General features: G+C 67.2%; 26 protein-coding genes and 1 tRNA gene. 10 read left to right on the forward strand and 17 right to left on the reverse strand.

The window, feature by feature from the left end:
• Positions 1-11: 11 nt before the first annotated feature.
• The 6 genes from K7711_RS00730 to K7711_RS49215 are packed head-to-tail and all read right to left on the reverse strand — an operon-like array spanning position 12 to position 6,776.
• Positions 12-902, reverse strand: coding sequence for an ATP-binding cassette domain-containing protein (locus K7711_RS00730; RefSeq protein WP_222963924.1), 891 nt, complete (start codon positions 900-902; stop codon positions 12-14).
• Complete coding sequence (locus K7711_RS00735; protein WP_222963926.1) at positions 899-2,215, reverse strand: lanthionine synthetase LanC family protein; 1,317 nt, start codon at positions 2,213-2,215, stop codon at positions 899-901. Before K7711_RS00735 ends, K7711_RS00730 begins: the two co-directional genes overlap by 4 nt.
• Complete coding sequence (locus tag K7711_RS00740; protein WP_222963928.1) at positions 2,202-5,144, reverse strand: lantibiotic dehydratase; 2,943 nt, start codon at positions 5,142-5,144, stop codon at positions 2,202-2,204. Before K7711_RS00740 ends, K7711_RS00735 begins: the two co-directional genes overlap by 14 nt.
• Positions 5,134-6,105, reverse strand: coding sequence for an LLM class flavin-dependent oxidoreductase (locus K7711_RS00745; protein WP_222963930.1), 972 nt, complete (start codon positions 6,103-6,105; stop codon positions 5,134-5,136). Before K7711_RS00745 ends, K7711_RS00740 begins: the two co-directional genes overlap by 11 nt.
• A 6-nt stretch (positions 6,106-6,111) precedes the next feature.
• Positions 6,112-6,639 carry a hypothetical protein gene (locus K7711_RS00750; protein ID WP_222963932.1) on the reverse strand — a complete coding sequence of 176 codons (528 nt, stop codon included), beginning with the start codon at positions 6,637-6,639 and terminating at the stop codon, positions 6,112-6,114.
• A complete protein-coding gene (locus K7711_RS49215; RefSeq protein WP_222963934.1) occupies positions 6,636-6,776 on the reverse strand; it encodes an FDLD family class I lanthipeptide in 141 nt (46 codons plus the stop codon). The genes K7711_RS00750 and K7711_RS49215 overlap by 4 nt, the downstream gene beginning before the upstream one ends.
• Before the next feature lie 271 nt (positions 6,777-7,047).
• Here K7711_RS49215 and K7711_RS00760 point away from each other — a divergent pair, with 271 nt between their 5' ends.
• Positions 7,048-7,329, forward strand: coding sequence for an SIP domain-containing protein (locus K7711_RS00760; protein WP_222963936.1), 282 nt, complete (start codon positions 7,048-7,050; stop codon positions 7,327-7,329).
• A gap of 170 nt (positions 7,330-7,499) precedes the next feature.
• Here the strand turns inward: K7711_RS00760 and K7711_RS00765 are convergent, their stop codons facing one another.
• The 9 genes from K7711_RS00765 to K7711_RS00805 form a co-directional block, all read right to left on the reverse strand.
• Positions 7,500-7,682, reverse strand: a complete 183-nt coding sequence (locus K7711_RS00765) for a hypothetical protein (protein WP_222963939.1) — start codon at positions 7,680-7,682, stop codon at positions 7,500-7,502.
• Between the two features lie 237 nt (positions 7,683-7,919).
• Positions 7,920-8,219, reverse strand: a complete 300-nt coding sequence (locus tag K7711_RS00770) for a DUF6412 domain-containing protein (protein WP_222963941.1) — start codon at positions 8,217-8,219, stop codon at positions 7,920-7,922.
• Between the two features lie 137 nt (positions 8,220-8,356).
• Positions 8,357-8,430, reverse strand: a tRNA-Leu gene (locus tag K7711_RS00775).
• 65 nt (positions 8,431-8,495) lie between these two features.
• Positions 8,496-9,962, reverse strand: a complete 1,467-nt coding sequence (locus tag K7711_RS00780) for a peptide MFS transporter (RefSeq protein WP_222963943.1) — start codon at positions 9,960-9,962, stop codon at positions 8,496-8,498.
• Between the two features lie 411 nt (positions 9,963-10,373).
• Positions 10,374-11,336 carry a Ppx/GppA phosphatase family protein gene (locus K7711_RS00785; protein ID WP_222963945.1) on the reverse strand — a complete coding sequence of 321 codons (963 nt, stop codon included), beginning with the start codon at positions 11,334-11,336 and terminating at the stop codon, positions 10,374-10,376.
• A complete protein-coding gene (locus tag K7711_RS00790) occupies positions 11,323-11,874 on the reverse strand; it encodes a DUF501 domain-containing protein (protein ID WP_222963947.1) in 552 nt (183 codons plus the stop codon). The genes K7711_RS00785 and K7711_RS00790 overlap by 14 nt, the downstream gene beginning before the upstream one ends.
• Positions 11,871-12,542 carry an FtsB family cell division protein gene (locus K7711_RS00795; RefSeq protein ID WP_222963949.1) on the reverse strand — a complete coding sequence of 224 codons (672 nt, stop codon included), beginning with the start codon at positions 12,540-12,542 and terminating at the stop codon, positions 11,871-11,873. Before K7711_RS00795 ends, K7711_RS00790 begins: the two co-directional genes overlap by 4 nt.
• Before the next feature lie 37 nt (positions 12,543-12,579).
• On the reverse strand, positions 12,580-13,869 hold the full coding sequence (gene eno / locus K7711_RS00800) for a phosphopyruvate hydratase (RefSeq protein ID WP_222963951.1): 1,290 nt from the start codon (positions 13,867-13,869) through the stop codon (positions 12,580-12,582).
• A gap of 459 nt (positions 13,870-14,328) precedes the next feature.
• The gene (locus K7711_RS00805) at positions 14,329-15,084 is read right to left on the reverse strand and encodes a lytic transglycosylase domain-containing protein (protein ID WP_372460085.1); all 756 of its coding nucleotides are present in this window, start codon (positions 15,082-15,084) and stop codon (positions 14,329-14,331) included.
• Between the two features lie 190 nt (positions 15,085-15,274).
• On the opposite strand from K7711_RS00805, the gene K7711_RS00810 reads away from it, so the two are divergent.
• The 6 genes from K7711_RS00810 (at position 15,275) to K7711_RS00835 (ending at position 22,459) form a co-directional block, all read left to right on the forward strand.
• Positions 15,275-16,432 (forward strand): TauD/TfdA family dioxygenase, encoded by a 1,158-nt coding sequence (locus tag K7711_RS00810; protein WP_308014379.1) that lies wholly within the window; start codon positions 15,275-15,277, stop codon positions 16,430-16,432.
• Positions 16,433-16,472: 40 nt separating this feature from the next.
• The gene (locus K7711_RS00815) at positions 16,473-17,435 is read left to right on the forward strand and encodes an ornithine cyclodeaminase family protein (protein WP_222966512.1); all 963 of its coding nucleotides are present in this window, start codon (positions 16,473-16,475) and stop codon (positions 17,433-17,435) included.
• On the forward strand, positions 17,426-18,745 hold the full coding sequence (locus K7711_RS00820; protein WP_308014380.1) for a type III PLP-dependent enzyme domain-containing protein: 1,320 nt from the start codon (positions 17,426-17,428) through the stop codon (positions 18,743-18,745). Before K7711_RS00815 ends, K7711_RS00820 begins: the two co-directional genes overlap by 10 nt.
• A gap of 59 nt (positions 18,746-18,804) precedes the next feature.
• A complete protein-coding gene (locus K7711_RS00825) occupies positions 18,805-19,839 on the forward strand; it encodes a PLP-dependent cysteine synthase family protein (RefSeq protein ID WP_222963957.1) in 1,035 nt (344 codons plus the stop codon).
• A gap of 127 nt (positions 19,840-19,966) precedes the next feature.
• Positions 19,967-21,370, forward strand: a complete 1,404-nt coding sequence (locus K7711_RS00830; protein ID WP_222963959.1) for an MATE family efflux transporter — start codon at positions 19,967-19,969, stop codon at positions 21,368-21,370.
• A gap of 138 nt (positions 21,371-21,508) precedes the next feature.
• Positions 21,509-22,459 carry a phosphodiesterase gene (locus tag K7711_RS00835; RefSeq protein ID WP_222963961.1) on the forward strand — a complete coding sequence of 317 codons (951 nt, stop codon included), beginning with the start codon at positions 21,509-21,511 and terminating at the stop codon, positions 22,457-22,459.
• 78 nt (positions 22,460-22,537) lie between these two features.
• Here K7711_RS00835 and K7711_RS00840 read toward each other — a convergent pair whose 3' ends face one another.
• A complete protein-coding gene (locus K7711_RS00840; RefSeq protein WP_222963963.1) occupies positions 22,538-23,992 on the reverse strand; it encodes a stealth family protein in 1,455 nt (484 codons plus the stop codon).
• A gap of 652 nt (positions 23,993-24,644) precedes the next feature.
• Between K7711_RS00840 and K7711_RS00845 the strand changes: the two genes are divergently transcribed.
• Together K7711_RS00845 and K7711_RS00850 are read left to right on the forward strand one after the other, a co-directional pair.
• The gene (locus tag K7711_RS00845; protein ID WP_222963965.1) at positions 24,645-25,121 is read left to right on the forward strand and encodes a pyridoxamine 5'-phosphate oxidase family protein; all 477 of its coding nucleotides are present in this window, start codon (positions 24,645-24,647) and stop codon (positions 25,119-25,121) included.
• Positions 25,118-25,414: an MTH1187 family thiamine-binding protein gene (locus K7711_RS00850; protein WP_222963967.1), complete on the forward strand. Its 297-nt coding sequence runs from the start codon at positions 25,118-25,120 to the stop codon at positions 25,412-25,414. The genes K7711_RS00845 and K7711_RS00850 overlap by 4 nt, the downstream gene beginning before the upstream one ends.
• 26 nt (positions 25,415-25,440) lie before the next feature.
• Here K7711_RS00850 and K7711_RS00855 read toward each other — a convergent pair whose 3' ends face one another.
• Positions 25,441-26,025 (reverse strand): TetR/AcrR family transcriptional regulator, encoded by a 585-nt coding sequence (locus tag K7711_RS00855; protein WP_222963969.1) that lies wholly within the window; start codon positions 26,023-26,025, stop codon positions 25,441-25,443.
• A 164-nt stretch (positions 26,026-26,189) separates the two neighbouring features.
• On the opposite strand from K7711_RS00855, the gene K7711_RS00860 reads away from it, so the two are divergent.
• Positions 26,190-26,555, forward strand: a complete 366-nt coding sequence (locus K7711_RS00860; protein ID WP_222963971.1) for a DUF2218 domain-containing protein — start codon at positions 26,190-26,192, stop codon at positions 26,553-26,555.
• The last annotated feature ends 14 nt before the right edge of the window (positions 26,556-26,569 follow it).

The following is a 26,569-nucleotide window of genomic DNA, read 5'->3' on the forward strand; positions in this document are numbered from 1 at the left end:
CCCGTCCCGAACTACCGCAACCACGGTGTATCGACCACCTGTTCCACCGCCATGCCGGTCGCTTCCACGAGACCGACCACCTCGGACATCTTCATCTCCGTCGGCACCTCGATCGCGAGTTTTCGCCCGTCGACGGCCGTGGCGAAGCGAGCCGACAGCGTGGTCGGGTCGAAGTGCAGCTTGCGCGATCCGACGACCGTCACGGTGCGCACCGGTTTGCGGTCCGCTCCGTCCGCGATCCCCGGAACCGTGATCTCGGCGACGCCGTCGGCGAGGGTGACCACCTTGTTGACCACGCCACGCACATCGGCCATCTCGTGCGTGGTGAACACGGTGGTCAGCCCGTCCAGGCGACGCTGTTCCAGGGCGTCCACGACGACGGCCGTTCCCTCGTCGTCCAGATTGGCGAACGGCTCGTCCAGCACGACCACCGGAGGATCTCCGATCAACGCCCGTGCCAGGCCGAGTCGCTTGCGTTGTCCCAGCGACAGTTCCATGAATTTCGCCCGGGTGTGAGCGGTCAGCCCGACCCGTTCGATCAGGTTCGCGCGTTCGCGGGAGGCGTTGGCGCCGAACCGATTCCGCAGCGACTGGAAATAGCGCAGATTCTGGTCCACGGTCAGCCGGTAGTAGAAGGCGCGCTCGGAATACATACTGACCCCGATCAATTCGGCGATCTGCCGACGATGCCGCTCGGTGGTGAAATCCGCGACTAGCACACTTCCGGCGGCGGGCAGGATATTTCCGGTGATCAGGCGCAGCAGTGTCGTCTTCCCGGAACCGTTGCGGCCCAGAACCGATACACAGTCCCCCGCCTCGAACCTCGAGGACACGTCCCGCAGGACCCGGACGCCGCCCGCGAACACCACGTCGGCGCCGCGGATCTCGACCAGCGGGCTCATGACGGCCACCGCCCGGTGAACATGCGCACCGCGTGCAACGCGTCGGGTGGCGCCGCCAGCGATACCAGCGCCACGGCGGCGCCGCCGGACCCGTCCAGCAGACCAGGCGAATCCAAAGTCGGACAGCTGGATTGGATGTTGTCGAAACCGAACACCCGCTCGGGATTGCGTTGCGCGAGCAGTCCGGCGACGTTGTCCGGCACCGTATCCGCACCGAGCATCGCCCGCTCCAGCACCAGCTTCCCGGCCGTGCCGTGGCACAGGGTCGGATTGTCCAGGCCCATATCGTCCGCGGTCCGGCCGGAGGTGTCCAGCAGACGGGTCAGCACGTCGGGGTGGCGGGCCGCGAGGTGACGGCTGTTGTGGAACGGCAGGGCGGCGCCGAGGTTGCCGTAGCACCAGGCGTATCGGGTACGCGCAGTGCCGGATTCGCCCTCGCCCTCCCGAAAACGCTGCAGCGGCACGTTCGCCGGGACGTCCAGGCCCGACCGCGTCGTGGAGACCTCGACCAGCAGATCCGCGAGGCGATCAGTGGCCTCCGCGACGATGTCACCACCGATTCCACGGTCGCACGCCTGCCCCAGCAGATTGAGCACTCCCGCGATGCCGTGCGCGAACCCGCAGTTCAAGTATCCGGCCCACAATTCGGGCCGCAACCGCCCCTCCAGTTCGCCGACCTTCTCCGGCGGGGTCCACAGTCCACCAGGGAAATCCACCAGCGACAGGGCCGCCAGAGTGCCGATCGCCTGCACGGCCGACTCGCCCAGCTCGGTTTCCCTTGCGGCCGTGGTCATCACGTACGTCACGGCCCCGCACAGCCCGACGATCACGTCGTAGAAATCGGTCGACACACCGGCATGCGGATCGACGCGTTGGAGCTCGCGCCGCAGTCGCGTCGCCAGCATCGCCTCGACGTCGACGATCGCGCGAGCGTAGCGCTCCCCCTCGCGGGACAGCGCGCGCAGACAGAAGGCCAGAGCGCTCGTGCCCGAGAACAATCCGACACCGGCCATCGGAGTGTCCGGAAAGCTCTCCGCCGCGGCGCGCACGTGATCCATGGCGCTGTGATCCCAGCCGCCGTCCGGATCCAGCTGATCGGCGGCCGAATACACCAGGGCCATACCGAGATCGCCGTGCCCGATGCCGAGGGGCTGCCAGCTGATGTCGAGTTCGGGATCGAATCCGTAGGGGAACGACATGGTCCTGGCTCGCTCGGCTTCGCACCGGAACAGCTCGAGCAGTTCCCAGCCCTGCTCCACCGCGAGCCGTTCGGCCGGGCCGTCCACCCTCGTCGCCGATCTATCGCCCGGCATCGTTGCGCCATCCCTTCGTCGTGATTTCGTTGTTGATCAGCCACATCGCCGCGAACTCCTCGGCACGCGTCAGGCCGAGCCGGTTGCACATCAGATGACCGGCGCTCTGCACGATCTCCGGTGTGCGGACCGCACCGACCGGCGGCGCGGCCCAGAATTCGCGCACCGTGGATTCCATCCGCGCGCTCGCCGCATCGCGGACGACGGTTCGCCCACGCAGATCCTTCTTGATGCGATGGGCCGCCTCGGCGAGTTCGTCGAGATATCCGGCGACGGCGAGATCGACTGTGGTGCAGAGCATCTCCTCGTCGCACGCGATACCGGTCAGCCAGCCGGACAGGATTCCCGCGGCCCGTTCGATGCCGTCGCGGATCCCCGCTCGTTCGCCGGATGACGGCTCACCCATGACCGGCAGCATCGGCAGGATCACGCCGGTCTCGCGGCAGAACAACTGCTCGTAGCTCGGCAGGCTGGCGACGCCGCCGTATCGTTCCAGTTCACGGTGGTGGATCGGCAGACAGAACTCGCCGATCGCGCCCGAGAGCCGGGCGTCGGTCAACCATGCGAGCGCGCGATCCACTTCGGACAGCGGCCGATGTATCCGCAGCCGGAGTTGCCCGGCGGCGTTCTCCCGGTACCTGACGAAGTACCACTGCCCGTCCAATTCAGGAACCGCCGCGCGGAAGTCCGCCAGAACCCGATCGTTCAGCGTGGGTGCCACCCGGACGGTGACATAGCTCCATTCGCCGCCCGGGGCGAGCAGGCGCTCGGGGTCGGAGCGAGTGTCGAATGTCGGATACTGCACGGCCCGTTGCGGTTTCATCGCCTTCGTCGCGCTCGGCACGGTGACGACGACCTCCGTCGCGTGCCGCCGCCGCGCGTCGTCACGGACCACACCCAGGCCGTCCGGATCGGGTGCATCGTGAATCCAGCGGTGGCCCTTGGCAATCTCCTCCACGAGCAGATCCAGGTGCAATCCGTGGCGGGTGTCCAGGTGCAGCCGGTTGTCCATCTCGCCGACCAGGACGTACCGGCCCACACCGGAATCCGACAACCAGGCCGCCACCGAATCTCTCTCGGCACGAACCGATTCCGGGCACCGCCAGCGGCGTTCGGCGATGACGACGCCGCCGTGACGAACCTCGGGGAAGTAGTGCAGGGTGTCCTCCAGATCCCCCCACCCCCAGTACGGCCGGACGATGCCGTCGTTGGAGATGTCCCGCAGCAACCGGACCACCTTGGCGCTGGTCTCCACCGCCACCATGTTCAGCTGCTGGCAGCGCAACGGAGTGCCGTCCGCCAGGAACAGCCGCACCCGATCACCGACCAGCCCGAGGTGCACGTCCGCCAGACGAAGCGTATTGCCCACGCTCCCAGTGGGATCGGCATTCACCACCAGGGTCGTGGGGAAGAATCGTCCGGTGGCGGCGACCTCGTTCACGCCGTCTCGACTGCACGCGTAATCGATGTCCGCCACGACTCCGGACCCGTTCTGCGCCCACCATCGACTCTCCCAGGCGGCACACCGCCGAGCGTGCGCGTCCGCCCCGGCGATTCCGGAAGTGAACCGGCCGACGGCGGTTCCGCCGGGGAAATTCGCCCCGACCACGGTCGAGGTCGGTCCGGCCGAATCCCGGTGCAGCCGAAGGAAGATGTCGTATCCGGAGGCGAGCCGGTCGGGTTCGGGCAGCTCACGCAGATCGGCGTCGGTGATGACGACGGTATCGGCGCCGGCGCGTCGCGCCCGGTCCAACAGACGGCCGCGCAGCTCGCGCTGTGTGCGCTCGTCGGGAGTCGGGATGCGCCGGGGCACACTGCCGGGATCGTCGTAGGCGCGCGGGAATCCGATCCCGAGTTCCTCGTCCACGACCCGCATGAGCGGCACCAGGGTATAGCCGTACCGTTCCTGGAACTCCTCGCAGAACTCGTTCAGTGTGATGTCCCGGCTCCCGAACAGCGCGGTCCGGGCCAGGACTCGCGCGGCTTTCGCGGCGTCCTCGGCGCACCGGGCCGGAATCTCGCCCTGCACGGCAAGTTCCACGTCCACCCGCAGATCCTGCTGAATATCGCCCTCGGATCCGCACAGGTCGAGCACAGTGCGCAGCGCATCGGTGGTCTGCGCGGGCGGGGCGCTCGCGTAGCGGCCGATGGCCTCGCGGATCTCGGTCACCCGCGCGCTGTCGGGGAGGCGGTCCAGGACGTCGACATCGAAGAACGAGGCGTCCACGGTGCTGAGCAGAACCTCGGCGTCGATCAGTTGGGTGACCAGGTTTTCCACGGTTTCTCGCGGAACGTCCGGATACCGCGCCGCGATCCGATCCTCGACGTCACGGCGCGGGCGCGGCGTGGCGGCGAACTGCCGGGCCAGGGTCACCGGTCCGGTCGCTCGCACCGAGGCGACATCGTGGGCCGAGGCACTGCCGCGCATCACCGCGACGACATAGCGGCCACCGCGTTCCAGTACAGCGGGATTGGCGACGAGGCCGACCGAAGGACCGCCCCGAACGCTCTCGGCCAGACGTCGTCCCAGCGTCCGGGACGCGAAGACCAACCGGCGGTGTTCGGTCGCGAGGACCGGCTCCCGATCCCCCAGCGGCAGCATCGTCATACCGGCGAATGTGCCGAAGGGAGTGCAGCGTGAGCTCAGGCGCAGCGCATATTTGAGCAGTCCCTTGTGAATTCGCCGACGCTTCTTCAGCGCGGTTCCCGACTCCCCCGATTCGAGGACCCGCACGGTCTGGGCCGCGAGCACCGGACTGGCCAGCAGAACCGCCTCGCGCAACGTCGCGTCCGACCACAATTCCCCGATCGCCTTCGTATCTCCCCACTCCGCGGGGAAATCCGGATACCGGTCCACCGCGCCGATCGAGCACCGCAGCGCGGCGAGTTCGCCGAGCGATTCCGGCACGGGTCGTTCATCAGCCGACATCGGCAATACTCCACTCCGACAGGATTTCTCGTACGTCGTTCAATGCCTCGTCGACACCGTGACAGGTCGCCACCGCTGCGATGTGCAAGGCGATTTCATCGATTCCGCACCGGGCGTACGCGCGCATTCGCTCGACGATCTCCGTCGCCGAGCCGTAGACGAACAGCCCGGAACTCAGCGCGGCCGCAGCGGTTGCCGAGTCATTTCCCGGTTCCACCGCGGCACCGCAGCGCCGAGCGGTCGCCGCGTAATGTGCCAGCGCCAGGTGACCGCCGATTCCGATCTGCGCGAGCCGCCGGGCATCACGGCCGCGCCGCGCCACCGCGACATGCACGGCGGCGACCAGATGCGGTCGCGGCCGGGTCGCCCGCTCCGCGGCCGACTCCATCGGCGGAATCAGTTGGTCGCGAAGGTATTCGGGTGTACCGATCCAGCTCATCGCCACATCGGCAGACGATCCGGCGACTTCCGCCATCGCCGGACGCAGGACCCCCACACCGATTCGAACCTCCGGCGTCGGAATGACGTACAGCAGAGGCGATTCGGTGTCGCGAGCGTGATCGCCCGCCCCGGCCGCCACCAGAGTCGACCGCATATCGTCCAGGTAGCGCCGCGTACTCGCGACGGGCGTGCGGTCGGGCGAGCCGCGCAACAGACGCTGCACGTTGCGGCTTCCCGGCCCGACGCAGTACATCACCGGCTGCCCGCTGATCACCGCCAGCGAGCGGGCCTCCAACGCCGCCCGCACCGGATGCTGCAGTGTCGTGAGCATGACGCCGGTTCCCAGCGCGGGCCGGATTCCGCGCCCGGCCAGATGAGCGAAGGTCGTCGCGGTGTCCACACCGTAGGACTGGCCTTGCCAGAGCCGTTCCAGCAGAGGCGATTCCGACACCAGCCGGGCCGGCTGTTCGGCCTGCTCCGGAACCGCGGGCGCGTTCGGAAGTACCAGAGATACGCGCATCGGCGGCTACCGCCCCGACCGCAGGTCGACCGCGTCGAGCTTGGTCGCCGCGAACTCGATGAACGCCCGGTCGCCGGTCGCCAGCACCGCCCGGGTCAGGCGGGTGTCGATCAGCTCGCGGGTCTCGATCGCCAACGGCGATCGACTGTTCGCCAGACATGGGCCGCTGTAGAGCCACAGAGCCGTGCGGACGTCACCGGACCGCAGTGCGTCGAGTAATTCGACCGCATCGATGACCACCGGCGTGCGCATCCGATAACTCGCCCGCATCGGAATGAATTCGGTGGCTATTCCCAATTTTCGTGCGCGATAGGCCAGAGTCGGAATGGCCGACTTCGACGCGCAGTCCGCGAACAGATCGCGCAGCAGCGACGACTGCCTGCGCTCGCCACCGGCCAGCGCAATGGCGAGCACGAATTCGAGTGTTCTGGTCGACACGGATCGATGTCCGTTGACCGATTGATTGCCGAGCACGGTGATGTTGCAGCGTCCGACGGCTCCGGGAGCTCGCACCCGGAAGTCCGAGCTCGTCATCTCCGCTGCTCACACAGCAGACAGCTCGGCCCGTTCGGGCAGGACACCGCCGAGCACATCGCGAACGTGCTGTAATTCGTGGACATGCAATTCCCGCTGGATTGCACAACGACATCGAGATCGAATTCGGTCGCCATATTTCCCTCCGGTGCGCCGACTCGAATTTTTCATTGTCGGCGTCTCACGCACGTAATCTCACACGGCGATCACCGCAGCGGCAATCGAATGGCCCGGCTTGCGGTGCGAACACGCAGGTCGGAACCGGTCGCCGGACGTCCGTTCCGGACGTCCGGCAATTCTCGGCGCGCGATGCTCGTTGCCCGAGATGTCCGAACCGTACGATTGTTCGGCCGATCAGAGCCGGCGGAACATCGGGATCCACACCCGGCGGACGCCTTCAAAATCGTTGTGCCGCAATCGGCCCTCACCGGTGATGCTCGATCGGACGACACGCCGCCGATACTGCACTGGATCGCCGCGGAAGCCACCCCGGTCCGCACCCTCCGCGCCCACGCCCTGTCCACCTGGCACGTCGACCGCACCGACCTACTCGCCCGCGCCTACTGGAAACATGGCAGCACCAGCACCGACAACGACGCCGCGGGCCTGATCGCTTACCAGCGGGCCATGGCCGACGGCGCCGACCTGCACGACCCCGAACTGGCCGAATCCATCGATCTGGCCCTGTGACAGCGTCGTTCACGATCCGCAGGCAGTCATTCCAGCAAGATTACGGATCGTTGGTGTGCCGGCAGTAGCTCGGCCATGTCGTGGATTACCGCCGGACAGAGCGCATCACACGAACCCGCGCCCGCCGCGAACCGCTGGTTGCCGCCGCGGCGGGTATCCACGGATGCCGATCAGTCGTACTTCCGGCGGGTCCGGCGGTAGAGGTGGATGGCAGCAAGCACGAATGCCAGCAGTAGAGCCCATTCAGGTGCGATCAGCGCGACCGTGGTCATGACATCCAGGCCGACGACGAGTTCGGTGAAGGGGACGGCTACCAGCAGCAGTGCGCCGCCCCAGAGTGCGGCGGACGACATCGCTTGCAGTGTCGAGTAGTAGGCCGGAAGTAGGCGTCCACCGGCGCGTGAGATCCCGCTTCGCAGTCGGCGCACGGATCGGAGGCGGGCGGATTTGATCGAAAGAGACATGAAATACCCCAGGAGACAATGCATCTGCTGTAGCGGCGTCGACGCCCACAAGCAGATGTACGGGACAAGGACGGAAGTGAATCCCGGTCGCCACCCCTCCGAAGCGCTTGGCTCCCAGAGAGAGATCTATGCGGACCGGACCGTCCGTCCCGGGGCTCGTGCTCGAACGTGACCGGCCGCATCAGGATCGCTCTGCCTGCACGCAGCGCAGCCGACAACATCATCGCGCCGATCGACCGGTGCCCTGCCCGCCGCCGATTCCGTCGCCGCCCCGATCAGCGCGACGATCGCCACCGCGAGCACCGCGACCGCCATCGCCACAACCGCCTGCGCGCTACTACCGACAGCCACCGGGAGCAGGACCAACAGCACCGACGCAGCAAGGAATTTCAGCACCAGTGCGAAGTCGCTGAATTCCGTGGACACCCAACGGATACTACCGACGCGCCACGCGGCCGACACTGGGAACCACACCCGCTGCGGACGGTCCACGGACCAGCTCCGGACCGGCCGAAACCGGTCGCGAAGAGTCCGATAACCCCGATCTACCTGCGGTGTCGCGGTGCCCCCGGTCGGGCTCGAACCGACACTGGGCGGATTTTAAGTCCGCTGCCTCTGCCAATTGGGCTACGGGGGCGACCCGGTTAGCGTACCGAAGTCGTACGTCCGTCTCGGAATTCTGCGTAGGTTCGGCGGTATGAGTTAGTGAACTCCTTCCATCAGGCGGCTGATGCGGGGGGCCAGGAAGTAGACGACGATGCCGACGACGATCGTGACCAGGCCGATGATGCCGAAGTAGGCGACCTCGTGATGGGGACTGTAGTAGTCGGCCAACACGCCGGACATGGATGTGCCGATGCCGACGGAGAAGAAGTACAGCGCCATCATCTGCGCGCGGAACGCCTCGGGCGCGAGTTGGGTCGTCACCGACAGGCCGATCGGGGAGAGCATCAGCTCCGAGACCGCGAAGGCGCCGAGGATGAAGAAGACCAGCAGCGCGGGCACCGTCTTACCCTCGAATCCGGACAGCAGCACGAAAAGCATGAACGCCACGCCCATCCCGATCACGCCGTAGGCGAATTTGCGCGGCGTGGTCGGCGCCCGGTTGCCCAGCCGCGTCCACATGAGCGCGAACAGCGGTGACAGCGCGATCACCCAGACCGGCTCCTCCGAGCCGATCCAGTTCGACGGCGCGATCCAGCCGAAGACCGACCAGTTCATCCGCTCGTCGGAGTACACCGCGAGCACGGTGAAGATCTGCTGGAACAACGACCAGAAGACGGCGTTCGCGATGAACAGCGGAATGAACGCGCGCACCCGAACCCGCTCGAGCGGCGTGACCTTCGGGCTCCGCAGCATCAGATAGAAGTAGACGATCGATGCGACGGCGATGACGCCGGTGATCCACCACGCGATATCGGACAGCCGCACCAGTCCGGTCGTCCCCGCGATCGCGACCACCACGACGACCACGGCGACGAATCCGATCACCATCGGAATCTGATTGCGCGGCAACGGGTTCGGGACGATACGTCCGTGCGTGCCCAGGTTGCGCCGGAACACCACGTACTGGATCAACCCCAGCGCCATACCGATCGCCGCCGCGCCGAAACCGTAGTGGAATCCCAGATCGGTCTGCAGGACACCGGTGATCAGCGGGCCGATGAACGCACCGAGATTGACGCCGAGATAGAACAGCGTGAATCCGCCGTCGCAGCGGGGGTCGCCCTTCTCGTACAGGGTGCCCAGCAGCGAGGACGCATTCGCCTTCAGCGCACCGCTACCGAGTGCGACCAGAGCCAGACCCGCGCCCACTCCGGCCAGGCCGGGCAGTACGGCCAGCGCGATATGCCCGGCCATGACCACCAGACCGCCGTAGAAAACCGTGCGCTCCATCCCCAGCACCCGGTCGGCCAGCCAGCCGCCCAGCACGGTGGACATGTACACCACGCCGCCGTACGCGCCGACGATGCCGGTCGCGGTGGTCTTCTCCAGCCCCAACCCGCCCTCGGTGAGCGAGTAGTACAGGTAGTACCCCAGGATCGTGACCATGCCGTAGAACGAGAACCGTTCCCACAGCTCGACCCCGAACAGATTCACCAAACCGATCGGATGTCCGAACACGGTGCGTTCGGCTGCCCGTTCAGGTTGGTGGTCCACCTCCGTCATGCATTCGACCTTTCCATGACACGCAATTTCCCAGCAACCAGCATGGCGGTTGTGGTGCATGATGCGAACCGGTTGCCGGTTCGCCGCCGAAGGAAGAGTAGTCAGTTCGTCGGGTCTGTGACGATATTTACGAGCAGGATGATCAGACTATGAGCATTCTGCTCGCAGGAAGGCAACCATCAGGGTGGATGATTGAACATTCTGCACCCTCGAAATGGCCGTATGTGAACGCTCACAGATCACCGAACCGCCAGGCACCAACCATTTTCTACTGGCTGGTCACTTCGGCTGAGGCGCGGCTGGGAAATGTACAGCACGTACTCGGCGGGAACCGTCGACCTATCCCGGCGGCACCCGGAAGGCAGTTCGCCCGGCTCCAGCGCGCGGACCGGAACCGCGGCCGCGCCCGGTTCAGACCAGCGACAACGCGATGCCGTCGAGAATGTCGTGCTCGCTGACGATCAGCTCACTGATCCCCGCCCGGCGCGCCAGATCGTCCGCCAGCACCTCGGCGATCACCGCACCGCCACCGATCACATCGACCCGGCCGGGATGCATCGGCCCCAGCGCCGCGCGCTCGTCGTGATTCATGCCGATCAGCCGATGGCAGACCGTCCGGAGCTCATCGAGGCTCAACCGAGTGAGATGCACCTTCTCCGAATCGTATTCGGGCAGGTCGAGGGCGACCGCAGCGATCGTGGTCATGGTTCCGGCGACGCCGACCCAGGTGCGGGCGCGTTCCACCGGCACCACGCCGAATGCCTGAGCCAGCCGCTGCTCGGCGAAGAACCGCGCGGAGACGACCTCTTCGGGGGTCGGCGGGTTGCCGTGCAGATGACGTTCGGTCAGGCGCACACAGCCGATATCGGCCGAGTAGGCCGCCTGCACACCCCGGGCATCGCCGAGGACGACCTCGGTGGATCCGCCACCCAGATCGACGACCACGAAAGGCCCTTCTGCACTGGACAATTCACCGACCGCACCGGCGAAGGACAAGCGGGCCTCCTCGTCTCCGGTGATCACCTCGGCCTGCGCGCCCGGAACCACACGCCCCAATTCCGTTGCGGTCATGGCGAAGAAGTCGTCGCGATTGCGGGCGTCGCGGGTGGCGGAGGTGGCGACCATGCGGACCGTGGAGACCCCGGCGTCACGCATGAGATCCACGTAATCGTGCAGGGCGACGCGGGTGCGTTCGATCGCCTCCGGATTCAGCTCGCCGGTGGCGTCCACGCCCTGACCCAGCCGCACGATGCGCATCTCCCGATGCAGATCGGTCAGCCGCGGGCGATCCGATCCGGCAGCCACGTCGGCGATCAGCAATCGGATCGAATTGGTGCCGCAGTCGACCGCACCCACCCGGTCATTCGTCGCCATTCGAGCCTCCTGTCGAATCCGCCTGGTACTGCTCGTATTTCGGCCAATCGGCCGGGATCGCGGTGCCGCGCAGCCGACCCTCGGCGGCCAGCGCGACCGCCTCGTCGCCGAACGGGTTCACCCCCGGCCCCTTGGCCAGGGCGTGCGCGATCAGCACATGCAGGCATTTGACCCGCTCGGGCATGCCGCCGCCGCTGAAATCGGTGTCCAGCGATTCGATCGCGTCACGCTCGGCCAGATAGCTCTCGTGCGCGCGACGATAGGCGGCTGCCAGGGCTGGATCGGTCGCGATCCGCTCGCTCATCCCGCGCATCAGGCCCTCGGCCTCCTGACGGCTGGCCTCGGCGGTCAGGCGCGGATCGGTCAGGTAGTACAGGGTCGGGAACGGGGTTCCGTCGGGCAGCCGGGGTGCGGTCTTCACCACCGCGGGCTGCCCGTCCGGAGTGCGATAGGCGATGGCGAGGACGCCGCGCGGCGAACGGCCCAGCTGCCGGGCGACGATCTCGAGATCGTCGTCGCTGGGTGAAGTGTCGGTCACCGGGGGTGTCCTTCCGGGGTCGAGGGTGGCGGCGTGCCGGTCTGCGGCGCGGCCGCCGGAACCGGTTGCGGGTTGTTCATACTGCGCCACAGCTCGGTGTACCAGGGATCGGGTTTGCGGGGTGCGGCGGTGGGAGTGGGCACCGCGGGTTGTTCGATACCGGGAACCTGCACGACGTACGCGGTGTCCCCCGGCATCACCAGCCGCAGCCGCTCGCGCGCCTCGGACTTGATGTACGCGGGATCCTGTTGCTGGGCACGGCGATCGCGCAGGCGGGCCACGTTGTCCTCGAGGTCGTGGCGCTGCTGGGCCAGCTGGGTCGCCTCGGCGCGCTGGCTCAGATAGGTGCGCATCGGCACCGCCAAGGTCAGCGCCAGCGCACAGAGCACCGCCGCCAGCAGCACCGCACGTCCGGTCGACAGCCCGAGGAACCGGTGCTCACGCTTGTCCTTCGCCTTGCGGGCAGCGGTGCGACGGGACGAATTCTGCGCGGCGAGACCGGATTCGGACCTCGAACCCGAGGTCCTGCGCTGCGCGGCCCGCTTACCCGCGGCCGTGCGGGCCGGAGGCGTGGAGACGGTCCGTTCCGGGCGGGTATGGGCCGACCGCGACGAGCGGCGGACACCACGTCCGCCCGGACTGGTGCCGCGCGCCCGCCGTTCGGTCATCTCTCACACCTCCGCCGCCACAACGACTCCGACGGTACTATCCCTCGACGGCAAAGCGCGGGAACGCAACGTCCCCGGAGTAGCGGGCCGAATCGCCCAGCGCGTCCTCGATGCGCAGCAGCTGGTTGTACTTGGCGACGCGCTCGCTGCGGGCCGGGGCGCCGGTCTTGATCTGACCGCTGCCGACCGCGACGGCCAGATCCGCGATGGTGGTGTCCTCGGTCTCGCCCGAACGGTGGCTCATCATCGTCTTGTAGCCGTTGCGGTGGGCCAGGTCGACCGCGTCCAGGGTCTCGGTCAGCGTGCCGATCTGATTCACCTTGACCAGCAACGCATTCGCCGCACCCTTGGCGATGCCGTCCTCGAGGCGCTCGGGGTTGGTGACGAACAGGTCGTCGCCAACGATCTGGATCTTGTCGCCGATCTCGTCGGTCAGCGAGACCCAGCCCGCCCAGTCGTCCTCGGACAGCGGGTCCTCGATGGAGACCAGCGGGTACGCCGTGAGCAGCTCGTTGTAGAAGGCCGTCATCTCCTCGGCGGTGCGCACCGAACCCTCGAAGGAGTAGCCGGTTCCGGCGGTGTAGAACTCGGTGGCCGCGACGTCCAGGGCCAGCGCGACCTCGCTGCCGACCTTGTATCCGGCCTTGCCGATCGCGGCGGCGATCAGATCCAGCGCCTCACGGGTGCCGCCGGCCAGGTCGGGGGCGAAACCGCCCTCGTCGCCCAGACCGGTGGACAGGCCCTTGGCCTTCAGCTCGGCCTTGAGCGCGTGGTAGACCTCCGCACCCCACCGCAGCGCCTCCCGGAAGGTGGGCGCGCCGATCGGGGCGATCATGAACTCCTGCACGTCGACACTGGTGTCGGCGTGGGCACCGCCATTGAGGATGTTCATCATCGGCACCGGCAGCACGTGGGCGTTGGGGCCGCCCAGGTAACGGAAAAGCTCCAGGCCCGAGGACTCCGCTGCGCCGCGGGCCACCGCGAGCGAGACGCCCAGCAGCGCGTTCGCGCCCAGGCGGGACTTGTCCGGGGTGCCGTCCAGATCCAGCAGGACCTGGTCGACGGTGCGCTGCTCGACCGCGTCCAGGCCGATCACGGCCGGGGCGATCTCGTCGAGGACACCCTCGACGGCCTTGTGCACACCCTTGCCGCCGTACCGCTCACCCCCGTCGCGCAGCTCCACCGCCTCGTGCTCACCGGTGGATGCACCGGAGGGCACGGCAGCGCGGGTGAGCGTGCCGTCGTCGAGAGCGATCTCGACCTCGACGGTGGGGTTTCCGCGCGAATCCAGGATCTCGCGAGCTCCGACCTGTTCGATGATGGCCACGAAAACGACACTCCTTCGGCAGCAACGACGGTCCTGCTCACCGCCGTTCATGAGCAGGTCGCACGGCAATCCCGTGCGACAGCGAGCCTAGCCCAGGCAATCGACGCCCACCCGAACCCCATACCCACCAGCACCGCTTACCTGCACAAGCACCCCCAGCAGCCCACCACAACGCGTGCGGATCCACGCATCCGGCGCGACAGGCGAGCACCGCTCCCACTCGAGAGACCGAGCCAACCCAGCCACATCCCGCGTGCTCAGCGGCGAAACGTCTCTATCCCGCTCGAAATCGCCCGCGAAGCGAAAGGCTCAACAAGGCCAACAACAAGGTTTTCGGCGCGGGCTCGTCGCTGCGCCCTCGAAGCGCATGGCCGAAGGCCGAGTCTCGAGGGCGCAGCGACGAGCCTTACAGCGCCGAAAACCCACCGCAGCGAAGCGGAGGCCAAAAATACAGCGAGATTATGGGTGTCTGCCGATGCTGTACGCCGCGGCGTCGCGACGGACTTCGGCCATGTATGCGGTGGATTGGTTGTAGGTGAGCAAGGCCTTCTGCCAACCTGCGGCGGTGGCCAGGTTGCCGCCGCTCACGCACAGATAGCGGGCGGCGGTCAGGGCCGCGTCGTCGATGCTGTCCGGATCGGCTGTGCCGTCGCCGTTGGCATCCACGCCCCAGCGATGCCAGGTCTCGGGCAGGAACTGGAACGGGCCCATCGCGCGGGCGTATACCGAGCTGCCCGTGCGGGCGGTGGCTTCGTCGTCGAGAATCTTTGCCACGCCGGGTGATCCGTCCAGCGGGATGCCGCGGATCGGCGGGGTGACCCGGCCGTCGGACTCGATGTGCGCGCCGCCGTGACTGCCGTGCCGACTCTCCACATTCGCGATCCCGGCCAGCGTGGTCCAGCCGATTCCACAGTCCGGTCGCGAACGGGCCAGCACGGCAGCGGCGTAACCGTATGCCTCCAGGGCGATCACGGGGATGTTCAGCGCATCGGATCGATCGGCGGCCCAGCCGTGCAACTGCGCGGCGGTGCGGCCGGGCGCGTCGAGATCGATCGCCGGAACCGCCGCGCCGGGCCCGGGCGGAATTCCCTCCGGAATCGGCGGGAGGTGTTCGCCCATTCCGCACCCGGACAGCACGAGAACCGCCGCGACGAGGGCGAACACGCCGACGCGAGCAGCTGCAACGACGCGACCACCGGTCCTCGCACCACACACTCCACCATCATCCAGATGCGTTGATCCGGGCGCAGATCCGCTACGGTGTTCACTGTTTGTCGCGATGTGGGTTGGCTATCTTAACTCCACACTTATTAGGTAAGGCTTGCTTAATAAGGTTGAAGCGACTACCTTCGCAGACGAGTGGTCCTCCCGATGCTTCACCATGCCTCGCAGAAGGGATTCCCTGGTGAATCACGTTCTTTGCGAACGTAACCCGCACCACCCCGTCGACACCGCACCCCATCGTTCCCCCGACGAGCAGATCGAACGCCGCACGCTCACCGCGTCCGCGGCGCACGCCGTGCACACCGCGGCGACTGAGATCGCGATCACATTTCGGGCGATGCCGGGCGTGTCCGAGCAGGCGTGTCGCACCCTCGCCGATCCGCGACTGATCGACCTCGTCGACGCGCGCGCCGCCGAGTTACCCGAATCCGTGCGCAACGCCGTGCGCCCGCCCGCGACCCGCGCCGGAGCGGCCGTGCTCACCGGATTACCGCTGCTCGACGACGATCTCGGCCCGACTCCGCGGGATTGGCGCGAGGCCGCGGCCTGGAGTGGGGATCCCGCACGCGGCCGGGCATCGTTCCGGCTGGACGTCACCATGCTGCTGCTGGCCCGCAGCGCGGGCGAGCCCTTCGGCTGGCAGGGACAGCAGAGCGGACGACTGGTCAACAACATCCTCCCCTCGCCCGGTCACGAACACGAGCAGTCCGGCGCGAGCAGCACCACGCTGCTGTGCCCGCACACCGAGGACGCGTTCCACCCCCAGCGGGCGCATCTGCTCATGCTGGGCTGCCTGCGCAATCCGGACAGGGTGGGCACGACGGTGTCCTCGGTCCGCCAGGTGCGCCTGAACGAAGCGCAGCGCCACCTGCTCGGTCATCCGCGCCTGCCGATCCTGCCGGATGTGTCCTACGGCACCGACTTTCACAGTTGTCCGGCCGCGCCGATCGCCACGGTCGGCGGCGACGAGTCACGTCCCACGCTGCGTTACGACCCCGCCTACACCCCGCTCGACGACGCCGACGACGAATTCCGCAGCGCCTACGACCATCTCGGCGCGGAACTCGAAAGGGTCTGTCACACAGCCGTTCTGGATCCGGGTGAGCTGCTGCTGGTCGACAACGACGTCGTGGTGCACGGCCGGGTACCGTTCACCCCGCGCTACGACGGCACCGATCGCTGGCTCAAACGGGTGAACGTGCGCCTGTCGCGCGACCGCCCGGCCGCCGAGTCGGCGGAAAATGGCTATGGACAACGTACGGTCACCCCGTTCGGCGGGAGGACCGGCACCCGTGGCGCACCAGGCCGCGGGCAGACAGAGGCCGCACCCGACCAGTGAACCGAGGATTGCCGTGAGTACCCGAACCACACCGCTGCGTGTGCTCAGCCGCAGCGACCTAGCAGACGTCCCGATCACCCCCGTCGCCGTGGTGCGCGTGGTCGAGGAGGCGTATCTGGCTCTGGCAGCGCAGGAGTCGGACAATCCACGCAAGCTCAGCGTGGCGCATCCGGACGGCTGGTCGGTGGCGTACGCCATGCTGGGCCGGGACGGGCGACGTCGTGTGGTCGCGATGAAGACCTCGTACAAATTCGATCCCAGTCACGACCGCAGCACCAAGCGCTACTACACCACCATCACCCTGTACGACGACGCCACCGGTATGCCGATCGCGATGATGGACTGTGCCCGGGTGGGCGCGTTGCGCACGCCGGCGGTGTCCTCGCTGCTGGTTCGGGAGACGATCCGTCCGGGCGCGCGCAGCGTACTGCTCATCGGCACCGGCACCCAGGGGCGAAATGCGTTGCCGCACCTGCTCGCCGCGAATCCGCAACTGGACAAGCTGATGCTCTACGGCACTCATCCGGAGGGTCTGAAGGCGGTGCACGAGTACCTCGCCGCCCACAATCCGCAGCTGGAACTGAAGGACGTTGCCGATCCGCGCGAGGCCGCCCGCACCGCCGACGTGGTGCTGGCCACCGCGGGGCCGGGCACCTCGGTCGCCGTCGAATCCACCGATCTGGCACCGGGTTCCACGGTGGTGCTGGTCGGTTACGGCCTGGCTCCTTCGACGCTGGTGGACGCCGATCGCGTGATCGCGACCAGCGCTCAGCAGATGTCGCTCACCGGAACCGATATGGCGGGCCCGGACGGGCGGCTGCGCGGCGTCGATGCCGAGCTGCCGCAGATCCTGAGCCGTCGCGTCGACGGCCGCACCAGCGACGACCAGCACATCTTCGTCTACAACAGCGGTCTGGTGCTCACCGATATCGCGGTCGCGCACGCCCTCGCCGAGCGGGCGATCGCCGACGGGCGCGGTACGGAGGTGGCCCTGTGGGATTGAGCATCGTCGCTCCGGCGATGCCCGCCCATCGCGACGAATGGGAACTGCGTCTGCTGGCGGATCCGGATCTGCTGCAGGACATCGCATTCGCCGTCGGTGGGCCTTTCCACGTGATGTACCCCGAACGGGTCGGCGACAATGTCGACGGCTTTCGGGCGGCGTTCGCACAGGCCGGCGTGGACGGTGCGATCTTCTACGGCAAGAAGGCCAACAAGGCCGCCTGTGTGGTCCGCGCATGCGCCGAACACGGTGCGGGAGTGGATGTCTCGAGTATCGGCGAGCTGAGTTCCGCACTGACGCAGGGCATTCGGGGCGAGGATTTGATGGTGACCGGCCCGGCGAAGTCGCCGGAGCTGCTGTGGCTGGCCACCCGGCACGGTGCGCTCATCGCCCTCGACGCGCCGGACGAGTTGGACGGGCTCGCGCGCGCGGGCCTGCCCGCCCGGGTACTGCTGCGGATGCTGCCACCGGGGTCGACCAGCCGCTTCGGGATGACCGAGGCCGAACTCGACACGGCGTTGCGGCGCACCGATCTCGGGCCGATCACGGTGGAGGGCTTCAGCTTTCACCTGTCCGGTTACGATCCGATCGCGCGCGCGGAGCTGGCCGTCACCCTGATCGAACGGTGCCGCAGCGCCCGCGAGCAGGGCCATCGTGCGGGGACCATCTCCATCGGCGGCGGATTCGCGGTGGACTATCTGAGCGAACGGACCTGGCAGGATTTCCTCGCCGACTCGGACCCGCGGCGATTCCACGCCGGCAAACGATTCGACTCCTACTACCCGTATCACGCCGCTTGTCCCGGCCCGGACATGCTCGCCGCGATCCTGCGGCACGGGAATCTCGCACAGCGCCTGCGCGAGAACGAGATCCGTCTGGCCATCGAGCCCGGACGCGCTCTGCTCGATCGGGCGGGCAGCACCGTATTCCGCGTGCAGGGAGCGAAAATTCGCTCCGCGCACGATGATTCGTATCAGCTGCTCACGGTCGACGGAACCAGTCTGAGCCTGTCCGAGCAGTGGTTCGACAGCGAATATCTGCCCGATCCGACGCTGTGGCCCGATCGGCCGGGCGTCCCGACAGCGGTCAGCGTCGGCGCGGCCACCTGCCTGGAATCGGACATGCTCAGCTGGCGGCGCATACCGCTGCCCCGAGCCGCCGAGCTCGGCGATCTGCTCGTCTACCCGAATACCGCCGGCTACCAGATGGATTCGAACGAGTCGGCGTTCCACCAGCTGCCCATCCCGCCGAAAGTGGCGCTGTACGACACTTCCGACGGACGGTTCCGCTGGACGCTCGACGCTCGATGAACGCCCGGCACACCCCATCTCACCGTAATTTCACCGCACCCTGGACCGAGGAGACCCGAATGCCGCTCGTCACGCGTGTGACGGACCTGATCGGCAACACACCGCTGTTCGAACTGGCGGCAACGACGACCGGTACCCGGCTGTTACTCAAGCTCGAGCAGTTCAACCCGACCGGCGCGGCCAAGATCCGGATGGCCCGCGAAATGGTGCTCGATGCGGAGCGTCGGGGTTTGCTGAGTGATGGCGGGCATATTATCGAGTCCACATCGGGAAATACCGGACTCGGATTGGCCGTGGTGGCCGCCGAACGCGGATACCGTTTCACCGCGGTCGTCGACCACCACGCCTGCAAGGACAAATTGCGCGCTATGCAAGCCATGGGAACCGAACTCGTCTACGTCGCCGACGACGGCGACGACGACACTCTCGCGACCTCGGCAAGGGAGGACCTCGCCGAGGAGATGGCCGCTGCCCGGCCCGACGCGTACTTCACCGAACAGCACAACAACGACGCCAACGCCCTGGGTTACTACGCAGTTGCTGATGAGTTGCTGAGCGATCTGGAGCGGGTCGACATCCTGCTGTCGGCGGTCGGCACCGGCGGGTCGCTGTTCGGCACCGCGCGGCGACTGCGCGAGCTGGGCCGCCCCGCGCGGGTGATCGGCGTGGAGCCGGAGGGGTCGATCGCCTTCGGCGGTCCGGGTGGCCCCTACTGGCAGTCCGGCACCGGCACCCCGCCGGGCGCGACGATCGGCACCGCGGTGGACTATTCGCTGCTGGACGAGGGTGTGAAGGTGTCCGACGTGGCCGCCTTCGCTACCGCACGCGCCGTCGCGCGCAAGCTCGGGCTGATGATCGGCGGTTCGGCGGGCGGTTCGGTGCATGCCGCGCTGGCCCGGCTCGAGGAGTTCCCGCCGGGCTCCACAGTGGTCACCATCGTGTGCGATGGCGGCGAGAAATACCTGGACACGGTTTTCGACGACGCCTGGATGAGCGAACGCGACCTGCTCGACGAATCGGCCGAGGCCGAGGTACTGGCACTACTGGAGCGTTACGCACCCGCCGCCACCGAGAATCTGGTGGGTGCGCGATGACCTCGCCACCGATCCCGCCACCACCGGGATATCGACCCTCTACCATGACGAGAAGGCGGTTTCCAAAACTCTCCCCAAGTAAGGTATACCTAAGTGAGAATGTAATTCTCACCGATGGGGCGGCACGATGAGCAACACGACGATGCGATCGGACGGGCGGCAGCTGACCGCCCTCGCGACGCCGATCGCCATGACCCAGTTGGCCCAGGTCGCGGTGTCGACCACCAATATCGCGCTGATGGGCTCCCTCGGAGTGGATCAGGTCGCCGCCGGTGGGCTGGCGCTGGTGTTGTTCAACCAGATTCGCACCATGTGCGTCGGGCTGATCACCGCGACCGGTAATCAGGTCGCGACCGCGCTGAGCCGGGCCGAGAAGCGAAACGCCCCGGCCGACACGGAGATCCGCGAGGTGGTCCGCGCGAGCCTGCTGATCTCGACGATCGCGGGCATTCTGGGCGGACTCGTACTCATCGGCCTGGGCTGGGCGCTGCGGTGGCTCGGCCAGGACGAGGCGGTCCTCGCACAGGCCCGGCCGATGATGGTGGCGCTCGCCCCCGGACTGCTGCCGTGCCTGTGGTTCCAGGTGATTCGGCAGTACACCGTCGGCATGCAGCGCCCGCAGGCGCTGCTGCTGGTGACGCTCGGCTCGGTCGCGCTGAATCTCGTTGTGGCCCTACCCTTCATGCACGGCTGGGCGGGTATTCCGGCGATGGGCCTGACCGGCGTCGGGGTGGCCACCTCGCTGGTGTTCCTGCTCATGTTCGTGGCGTTCTGGTTGATGGTGCACCACGATGCCGAACTCGGCGCGACCCTGCCGCTGCGGCCGTGGCCGGTGCGCCGCTCGACCGTGATGGCGGAATTGCGCCTCGGCACGCCGATCGCGCTGACCTACGGCTCGGAGGCGGGCCTGTTCTCGGTGCTGGCCCTGGTCATGGGCAGTCTCGGCCCGGCCGCGCTGGCCGCGCACAATGTCGTCTATCAGCTGGTGTACATCGTTTTCCAGGTGGCCGTCGGGCTCTCGCACGGCGCATCGATCCTGGTCAGCCGGACCGCGGCACGAGACGAGTACCGCCGCGCCCGCACACTGGCCTGGCTGGCGCTGCGGCATGCTGCGGTGGTCGCGGCACTGGTGGGCGTGCTGTACCTCGTCATGCCGAGCATCGTGCTGCGTCCCTTCCTGACCAGCCACGATCGCGGCACCATCCATCTGGCGCACACGCTGCTGCTGATCGCGATCGTGCTGCAGTTCTTCGATGCGGCGCAGAACATCGGCAACGGTCTGCTGCGCGGCCTGACCGACACCAAGGCCGGATTCCGGCTGTCGCTGGTCGGCTACTGGATTGTGGGATTGCCCACAGCGCTGATCCTCGCCTTCCCGCTGGGACTGGGTGCGGCCGGGGTCTGGTGGGGCCTGACCGCAGGTCTGGCGACCACTGCCGGGCTGATGCTGCGCCGGTACTTCGCGCATCTGGACACGCGTGAACAGGCCGAGCCCAGGCTGCTGGCCGGTAGCCTGCCGGGCCACACCTGAGCCCAACCGCTCATCTGCGCGTAAGCGTGTCGTCATCGGCCACGGGCACTGTGGAGTGGACGGGTTTCGCTATTCTCGGCAACGAGGACGAAGCCACAGTGCCCGTCACGACGACGAGCGAGCGCGGGGAGGAGTCCGGTGCCCAGCAACAGAGTCGCGGAATACCCGCGACCGGACCATATTCTGTTCCATTTCAGCGACACCCATCTGGTCGGCGACGGTGCGCTCTACGACGCGGTCGACGCGGTCGAACGGCTGCGCGGGCTGCTCGCCCAGGCCGAGGCCAGCCGGATCACCCCCGCCGCGATCGTCTTCACCGGCGATCTGACCGATCAGGGTGAGTCGGATGCGTACGACCGGCTGCGCGCACTGGTCGAACCGCTCGCCGAGCAACTCGGCGCACCCGTGGTGTGGGTGCCCGGGAATCACGACGACCGGGCCACCCTGCGTACGCGCCTGCTCGACGAGCCCGGTTCGGCCGAACCCCTGGATCGGGTGCATGTCGTCGACGGACTGCGCATCGTGGTTCTGGACACGACCGTGCCCGGCGAGCACTACGGCGAGGTCACCGATACCCAACTGGCCTGGCTGCGTTCGGTTCTGGCCGAACCCGCGCCGTTCGGCAGCATCCTCGCCATGCATCACCCGCCGGTGCCGTGCATCCAGGATCTGGCCGTCACGGTCGAGCTGCGCGACCAGCGCCGCCTCGCCGAGGTGTTGCGCGGCACCGATGTGCGGGCCATCCTCGCCGGACACCTGCACTTCTCCACCACCGCGACATTCGCCGGAATCCCGGTCTCGGTGGCGTCCTCAGCCTGCTACAGCCAGGATCTGGCCGTCACCGACGGCGGCCAGCGCGGCCGCGACGGTGCGCAGAGTTTCAACTACGTGCACGTCTACCCGGACACGGTCGTGCATTCGGTGGTCCCGCTCGGCGACGGGCCGACCGTCGGACGGCCCGCGACCCCCGAACAGGCGGCGCAGCGATTACGCGAGGCCGGGATCGTCATCCCGGAGGCCGGGCGCATCCCGCACGCGCTACCCGGCAACACCCCGGCACCGGAGTCCGACGGCAAGGCAGTGCCCTGAGGCCGGCGCCGCCCCGGACCGGGCGCGTCTCACACACGCTGCCCGGTCGCACCGAGACCCGGAGCGATCCGAATCCGGTCAGGCCGCACCGGGTTCGAGTGCTGCGAGCGGATCGTCGTCGGTGATCAGTTCCCACGGAGCCGGATCCGGGAAGTAGCCCTGCAGGAATTCCGACACCGCGCGAACCCGTTCGGTTTCGGCGACCTCCGGGAAGCTGCCGTCGTTGAGGCAGAAGAAGTCCACGTTGCGGCGGCGGGTCAGGGTAGGGAGCATGCCCAGGCCGCTGTGGCTGGTGGTGTCGACGTAGCGCATCTTCGCCGTCTCCTGGGGTACCGCGCGACCGGTGAGCAGGGCGTAGTAGTGATACAGCGAATTGGTGACCGAGATGTCGGTGGCCGCCCGGAACCGGCTGGCCCGGGTGCGGGCGAAATCCGCACCGAACTCCTGTTCCATCTCGTGCAATACGCTGCGACGCAACGGAACCGGCGTATGTTCCAGATGCCGGGTGATCAGCGGGCCGAACCGTTCGGTCAGCAGTTGCCGGTTCACCCGGGCCGCGTTCTCGAATCCGCTGCGCCGTTCGTTGTTGGCACCCGGGCCGATTCGCGTGCCCGCCTCGACGAACCGGCTGATCCCTGCCGGGGTGAAGAACATCGACGGACGGACCGGACGGGCGAAGAACATGTCGTCGTTGGAGTACAGGAAGTGTTCGGACAGACCCTCGATGTGCTGCAACTGACATTCGATGGCATGCGAGTTGAACACCGGCAGCCCGGCGGGGTCCGAGAAGTGGTCCACCGCACGCACGATCGTCACCTTCGGATCCTGCGCCAGCCAGCCGGGCACGGCGGAATCGGTGGCGATGAAGATGCGCCGGATCCAGGGTGCGTTCTTGTGCACCGAGCGCAGCGCGTACCGCAGTTCGTCGATCTGGCGGATGCGGGCATCGGCCGCATCACCCTCGCCGACGACGACCTGCGCCATCATTCCCGCACGGCGAGCACGGAATTCGGGATCGGCGCCGTCCACCCAGGAGTAGACGATATCGATGTCGAAGCCGACGTCGGCCGGATGCGGCGCGAACATGCCGTCGAGGGTGGGCCAGCTGGTGTCGAACAGCAGGACCGTGGTGCGGGTGACGTCGGCGAGGTCGAATACGGTGCGGGTCAACGCATTGGGACGTGGGCACTCGACGGTGTCGCCGTGCTGGTCCCACAGTTCGATATCGACGTGATGCGCCGGATCGGCATCTCTGCCCAATCGAATAACATTGCGGCGCAATTCATTACAGGAAAACCCGGCGATCATCGACGCGCCCAGCACGCGGCGTAATGCCGTGCGGTACGTGGAATCCACGGCCAACACCGGACGACTCGCCGCATCCCGCACCAGCAGACACGGCACCTCCGCCGCTGCGAATTCACTTCGCAGATAACGCAAATCGTCGATCACCGCGGCCGACACCGACAGATTGCGCACCGCGTTGGAGCCTTCGGCCCACCCGGTCGCGTCCACTGCATCGAATTCCGTCATCACCGATCTCCTGTTTTCCACATCGGCCCGTGCCGTCGAATCGACGGAATACGGGCATCCACACCCCTGACTGACTGACAAACACACACAGCGCCCTCCACCACCACGGCGGAGGGCTCGGCAGAACCGTTGAGCGCTAGGGAAGAACCCGGATTCGCCCCGCCGCGGTGAGACTGTTCGGGAAGGCTGCCCACAATCGATGGCGAGAGGATCGCAATCCCATTCGTTCTCACCTCACTCACGGACGGACGCATGGAAGCGTCGCTGATTTGCTGTGACGATCGCCGGCTGCGTGCGCATACCCCGCACACGGCGCCACCCGGCGAACTTCACCGGACGGCCATCGGCCGGTAACTCTGCAGACCTCGACTCGACGAGGAACTGTTACGAATGATGCAACGAGCGAGACCGATTAGTCAATCCATACCCGCGCAGGTCCGACGCATTTTTCACGGCAGTAACGAAATCGTCGCGAACGAGCCCCGAGTGACCGTCGCGCACACAGCTCTCACTCGTAATTGAGGATAGGCATACCATCGAAATCCGCGCGCTGTCCCGAACCGTATGCGTGGCCAGCGGTCATGCGGCGCAACGGCTTACACTGCTAACTGTGGCACAGCCCGCCGCATAGCCGACCGTGAGGTGAGCAGAGATGGTAACCGGAGCCCGAGAACGTCACGAGTCCTCGACCGAACATCCCGAACTGGACACCCTGCCGGAGTGGCCGATGGATACGATCGCGGTTCTCGTGACGACCGATCCGGCGCCGCACGCCATTCCCGTCTCCTGGCCGGTGCGCGCCGGTGATCGTCGAATTCTGTTGAGCCTCAAGTCCGATCGCGGGTCGCTGGCACGATTGCGGGCACGTCCGGAGGTGGCGCTGCTGATTCTCGGCGGCGGCAATGTCGCGCTGTGCGCGCGGGGCCGGGCGCACGTGCTGGCCGATCCGATGCCGGGCGCGGACGATTACACGGCCGTGGACATCGACGTCGACGTGATCGACGATCACCACCAGTCCGCATTCGCCATCACCACCGGCATACAGCGCGAGGTGCTGGACGCATCGGAGCTGCAGTATCTCGAATCCCGGGTGGCGACCTTACGTTCGCTGGCCGAGGTTCGACGATGATCGCCGCCTTCTCCGTCACGCCCATCGGGTCCGGCGAAGAGGTCGGACGCGCGGTCGCCGAGGCGGTGCGCGTCGTGCGCGCCAGCGGCCTGCCGAACGAGACCACCTCCATGTTCACCACCGTCGAGGGCGAGTGGGACGAGGTCATGGCCGTGATCAAACAGGCCACCGACGCCGTCATGGCCGTCTCCTCCCGCTGCAGCCTGGTCATCAAGGCCGATGTGCGCCCCGGGGTGAGCGATGGCATGACCTCGAAGGTGGCCAGCGTCGAGCGTTATCTCGCCGAGGGCTGAGCGGCCCGGATCGGACGCGATCATCGTCATTCGACCTCGACCTGCAGCCGTAGCCCGGCAGCAGTGACCGCCACCAACCGGTTCACCGCGGCGGCGGAGCCGAGTTCCGCGGCGGCGGCCAAGGCGTGCAGACAGTAGTCGGCCAGCTCGTCCGCGGCGATGTCGTCGCGAAGTTCACCGCCGTCGGCCGCCTCGGCGATCAGCTCGGATACCAACTCCCGCAGCCGGTTTCGGGCATCGGAGATCTGCTCGTCGGGATGCAGCGCCTGCACGAGTCCTCGATCGTGACGCCCCGCGCGATGCACGCCGTGCGCGTAGGAACGCAGTACCGCGGTGAGGCGGGTGCCCGCGGTGCCGGATCCGGCACGCACCCGCACCAGCTCCGCCAGGTGTTCCTCGACCCGGCGGGTGTGCCAGGTGCGCAGAATAGCGTCCACATCGGGGAAGTACTTGTACAGGGTCGCGCGCCCGATTCCGGCGTGTTCGGCGATCTGCGACATCGTCACCGCGCGCAGGCCATGTTCGAAGACCAGCGCCGCCGCACTGTCCACGATCGCGTCCCGCACCTGCGTCCGATGCGCCTCGACGGTCTCGTTCCACAGCTTCGGCACGGGTCGACCATACGCGATGAACCACTCGAGACATTATGTATTGACCATAGACACTGTGTCTCGATAAAGTCGGAACGGTCCGGCTCGGACTCCCTTATTTCGACAGGAACGCCCATGCACACCACAACATCACCGCGGGCAGAGATCACCGGGATCTGATCGCGATGCCCACCCTCGAAACGCGCATCCCCACCGGACGCCCGGAACGGTATCTGCGCCAATTCTGTAGTCACGCAACAGCTATGGGGTCCGGCGGCGGTCACCGGATGCGCGCGCACGGAACGAGCCGGGCCGCACACGATGAGGTCCGTGTGCGAGTCGAGGCGACCGACACCGCCGCGACGGTGCACCTCGAACCCTGGGGGCACTGCACTCTGCGCGCCGAGTCCGGCGCACTTCTCGTGCGGATCGATGCCGCGGAAGCCACTGCGCTGCAACGCCTCCGAGATACCATCACGCGCGACCTCGAGCGTTTCGGGCGCGGCGAATTCACCGTGCGATGGCTTTCGGTCACCGATCCCGACGCCTAGCCTGTTCACCATGC

This window comes from Nocardia coffeae, from assembly GCF_019890715.1.
Taxonomy (GTDB): domain Bacteria; phylum Actinomycetota; class Actinomycetes; order Mycobacteriales; family Mycobacteriaceae; genus Nocardia; species Nocardia jiangxiensis.

Bases quoted from the DNA above. Each gene is read 5' to 3' on its own strand.
- K7711_RS00735 (WP_222963926.1), bottom strand. From the start codon at position 2,215: ATGCCGGGCGATAGATCGGCGACGAGGGTGGACGGCCCGGCCGAACGG.
- K7711_RS00860 (WP_222963971.1), top strand. From the start codon at position 26,190: ATGCCCACCCTCGAAACGCGCATCCCCACCGGACGCCCGGAACGGTAT.
- K7711_RS00795 (WP_222963949.1), bottom strand. From the start codon at position 12,542: ATGACCGAACGGCGGGCGCGCGGCACCAGTCCGGGCGGACGTGGTGTC.
- K7711_RS00840 (WP_222963963.1), bottom strand. From the start codon at position 23,992: ATGACGGAATTCGATGCAGTGGACGCGACCGGGTGGGCCGAAGGCTCC.
- K7711_RS00745 (WP_222963930.1), bottom strand. From the start codon at position 6,105: ATGCGCGTATCTCTGGTACTTCCGAACGCGCCCGCGGTTCCGGAGCAG.
- K7711_RS00830 (WP_222963959.1), top strand. From the start codon at position 19,967: ATGAGCAACACGACGATGCGATCGGACGGGCGGCAGCTGACCGCCCTC.
- K7711_RS00850 (WP_222963967.1), top strand. From the start codon at position 25,118: ATGATCGCCGCCTTCTCCGTCACGCCCATCGGGTCCGGCGAAGAGGTC.
- K7711_RS00740 (WP_222963928.1), bottom strand. From the start codon at position 5,144: ATGTCGGCTGATGAACGACCCGTGCCGGAATCGCTCGGCGAACTCGCC.
- K7711_RS00825 (WP_222963957.1), top strand. From the start codon at position 18,805: ATGCCGCTCGTCACGCGTGTGACGGACCTGATCGGCAACACACCGCTG.
- K7711_RS49215 (WP_222963934.1), bottom strand. From the start codon at position 6,776: ATGGCGACCGAATTCGATCTCGATGTCGTTGTGCAATCCAGCGGGAAT.
- K7711_RS00750 (WP_222963932.1), bottom strand. From the start codon at position 6,639: ATGACGAGCTCGGACTTCCGGGTGCGAGCTCCCGGAGCCGTCGGACGC.
- K7711_RS00780 (WP_222963943.1), bottom strand. From the start codon at position 9,962: ATGACGGAGGTGGACCACCAACCTGAACGGGCAGCCGAACGCACCGTG.
- K7711_RS00765 (WP_222963939.1), bottom strand. From the start codon at position 7,682: ATGTCGTCCGCCGCACTCTGGGGCGGCGCACTGCTGCTGGTAGCCGTC.
- K7711_RS00730 (WP_222963924.1), bottom strand. From the start codon at position 902: ATGAGCCCGCTGGTCGAGATCCGCGGCGCCGACGTGGTGTTCGCGGGC.
- K7711_RS00845 (WP_222963965.1), top strand. From the start codon at position 24,645: ATGGTAACCGGAGCCCGAGAACGTCACGAGTCCTCGACCGAACATCCC.
- K7711_RS00785 (WP_222963945.1), bottom strand. From the start codon at position 11,336: ATGGCGACGAATGACCGGGTGGGTGCGGTCGACTGCGGCACCAATTCG.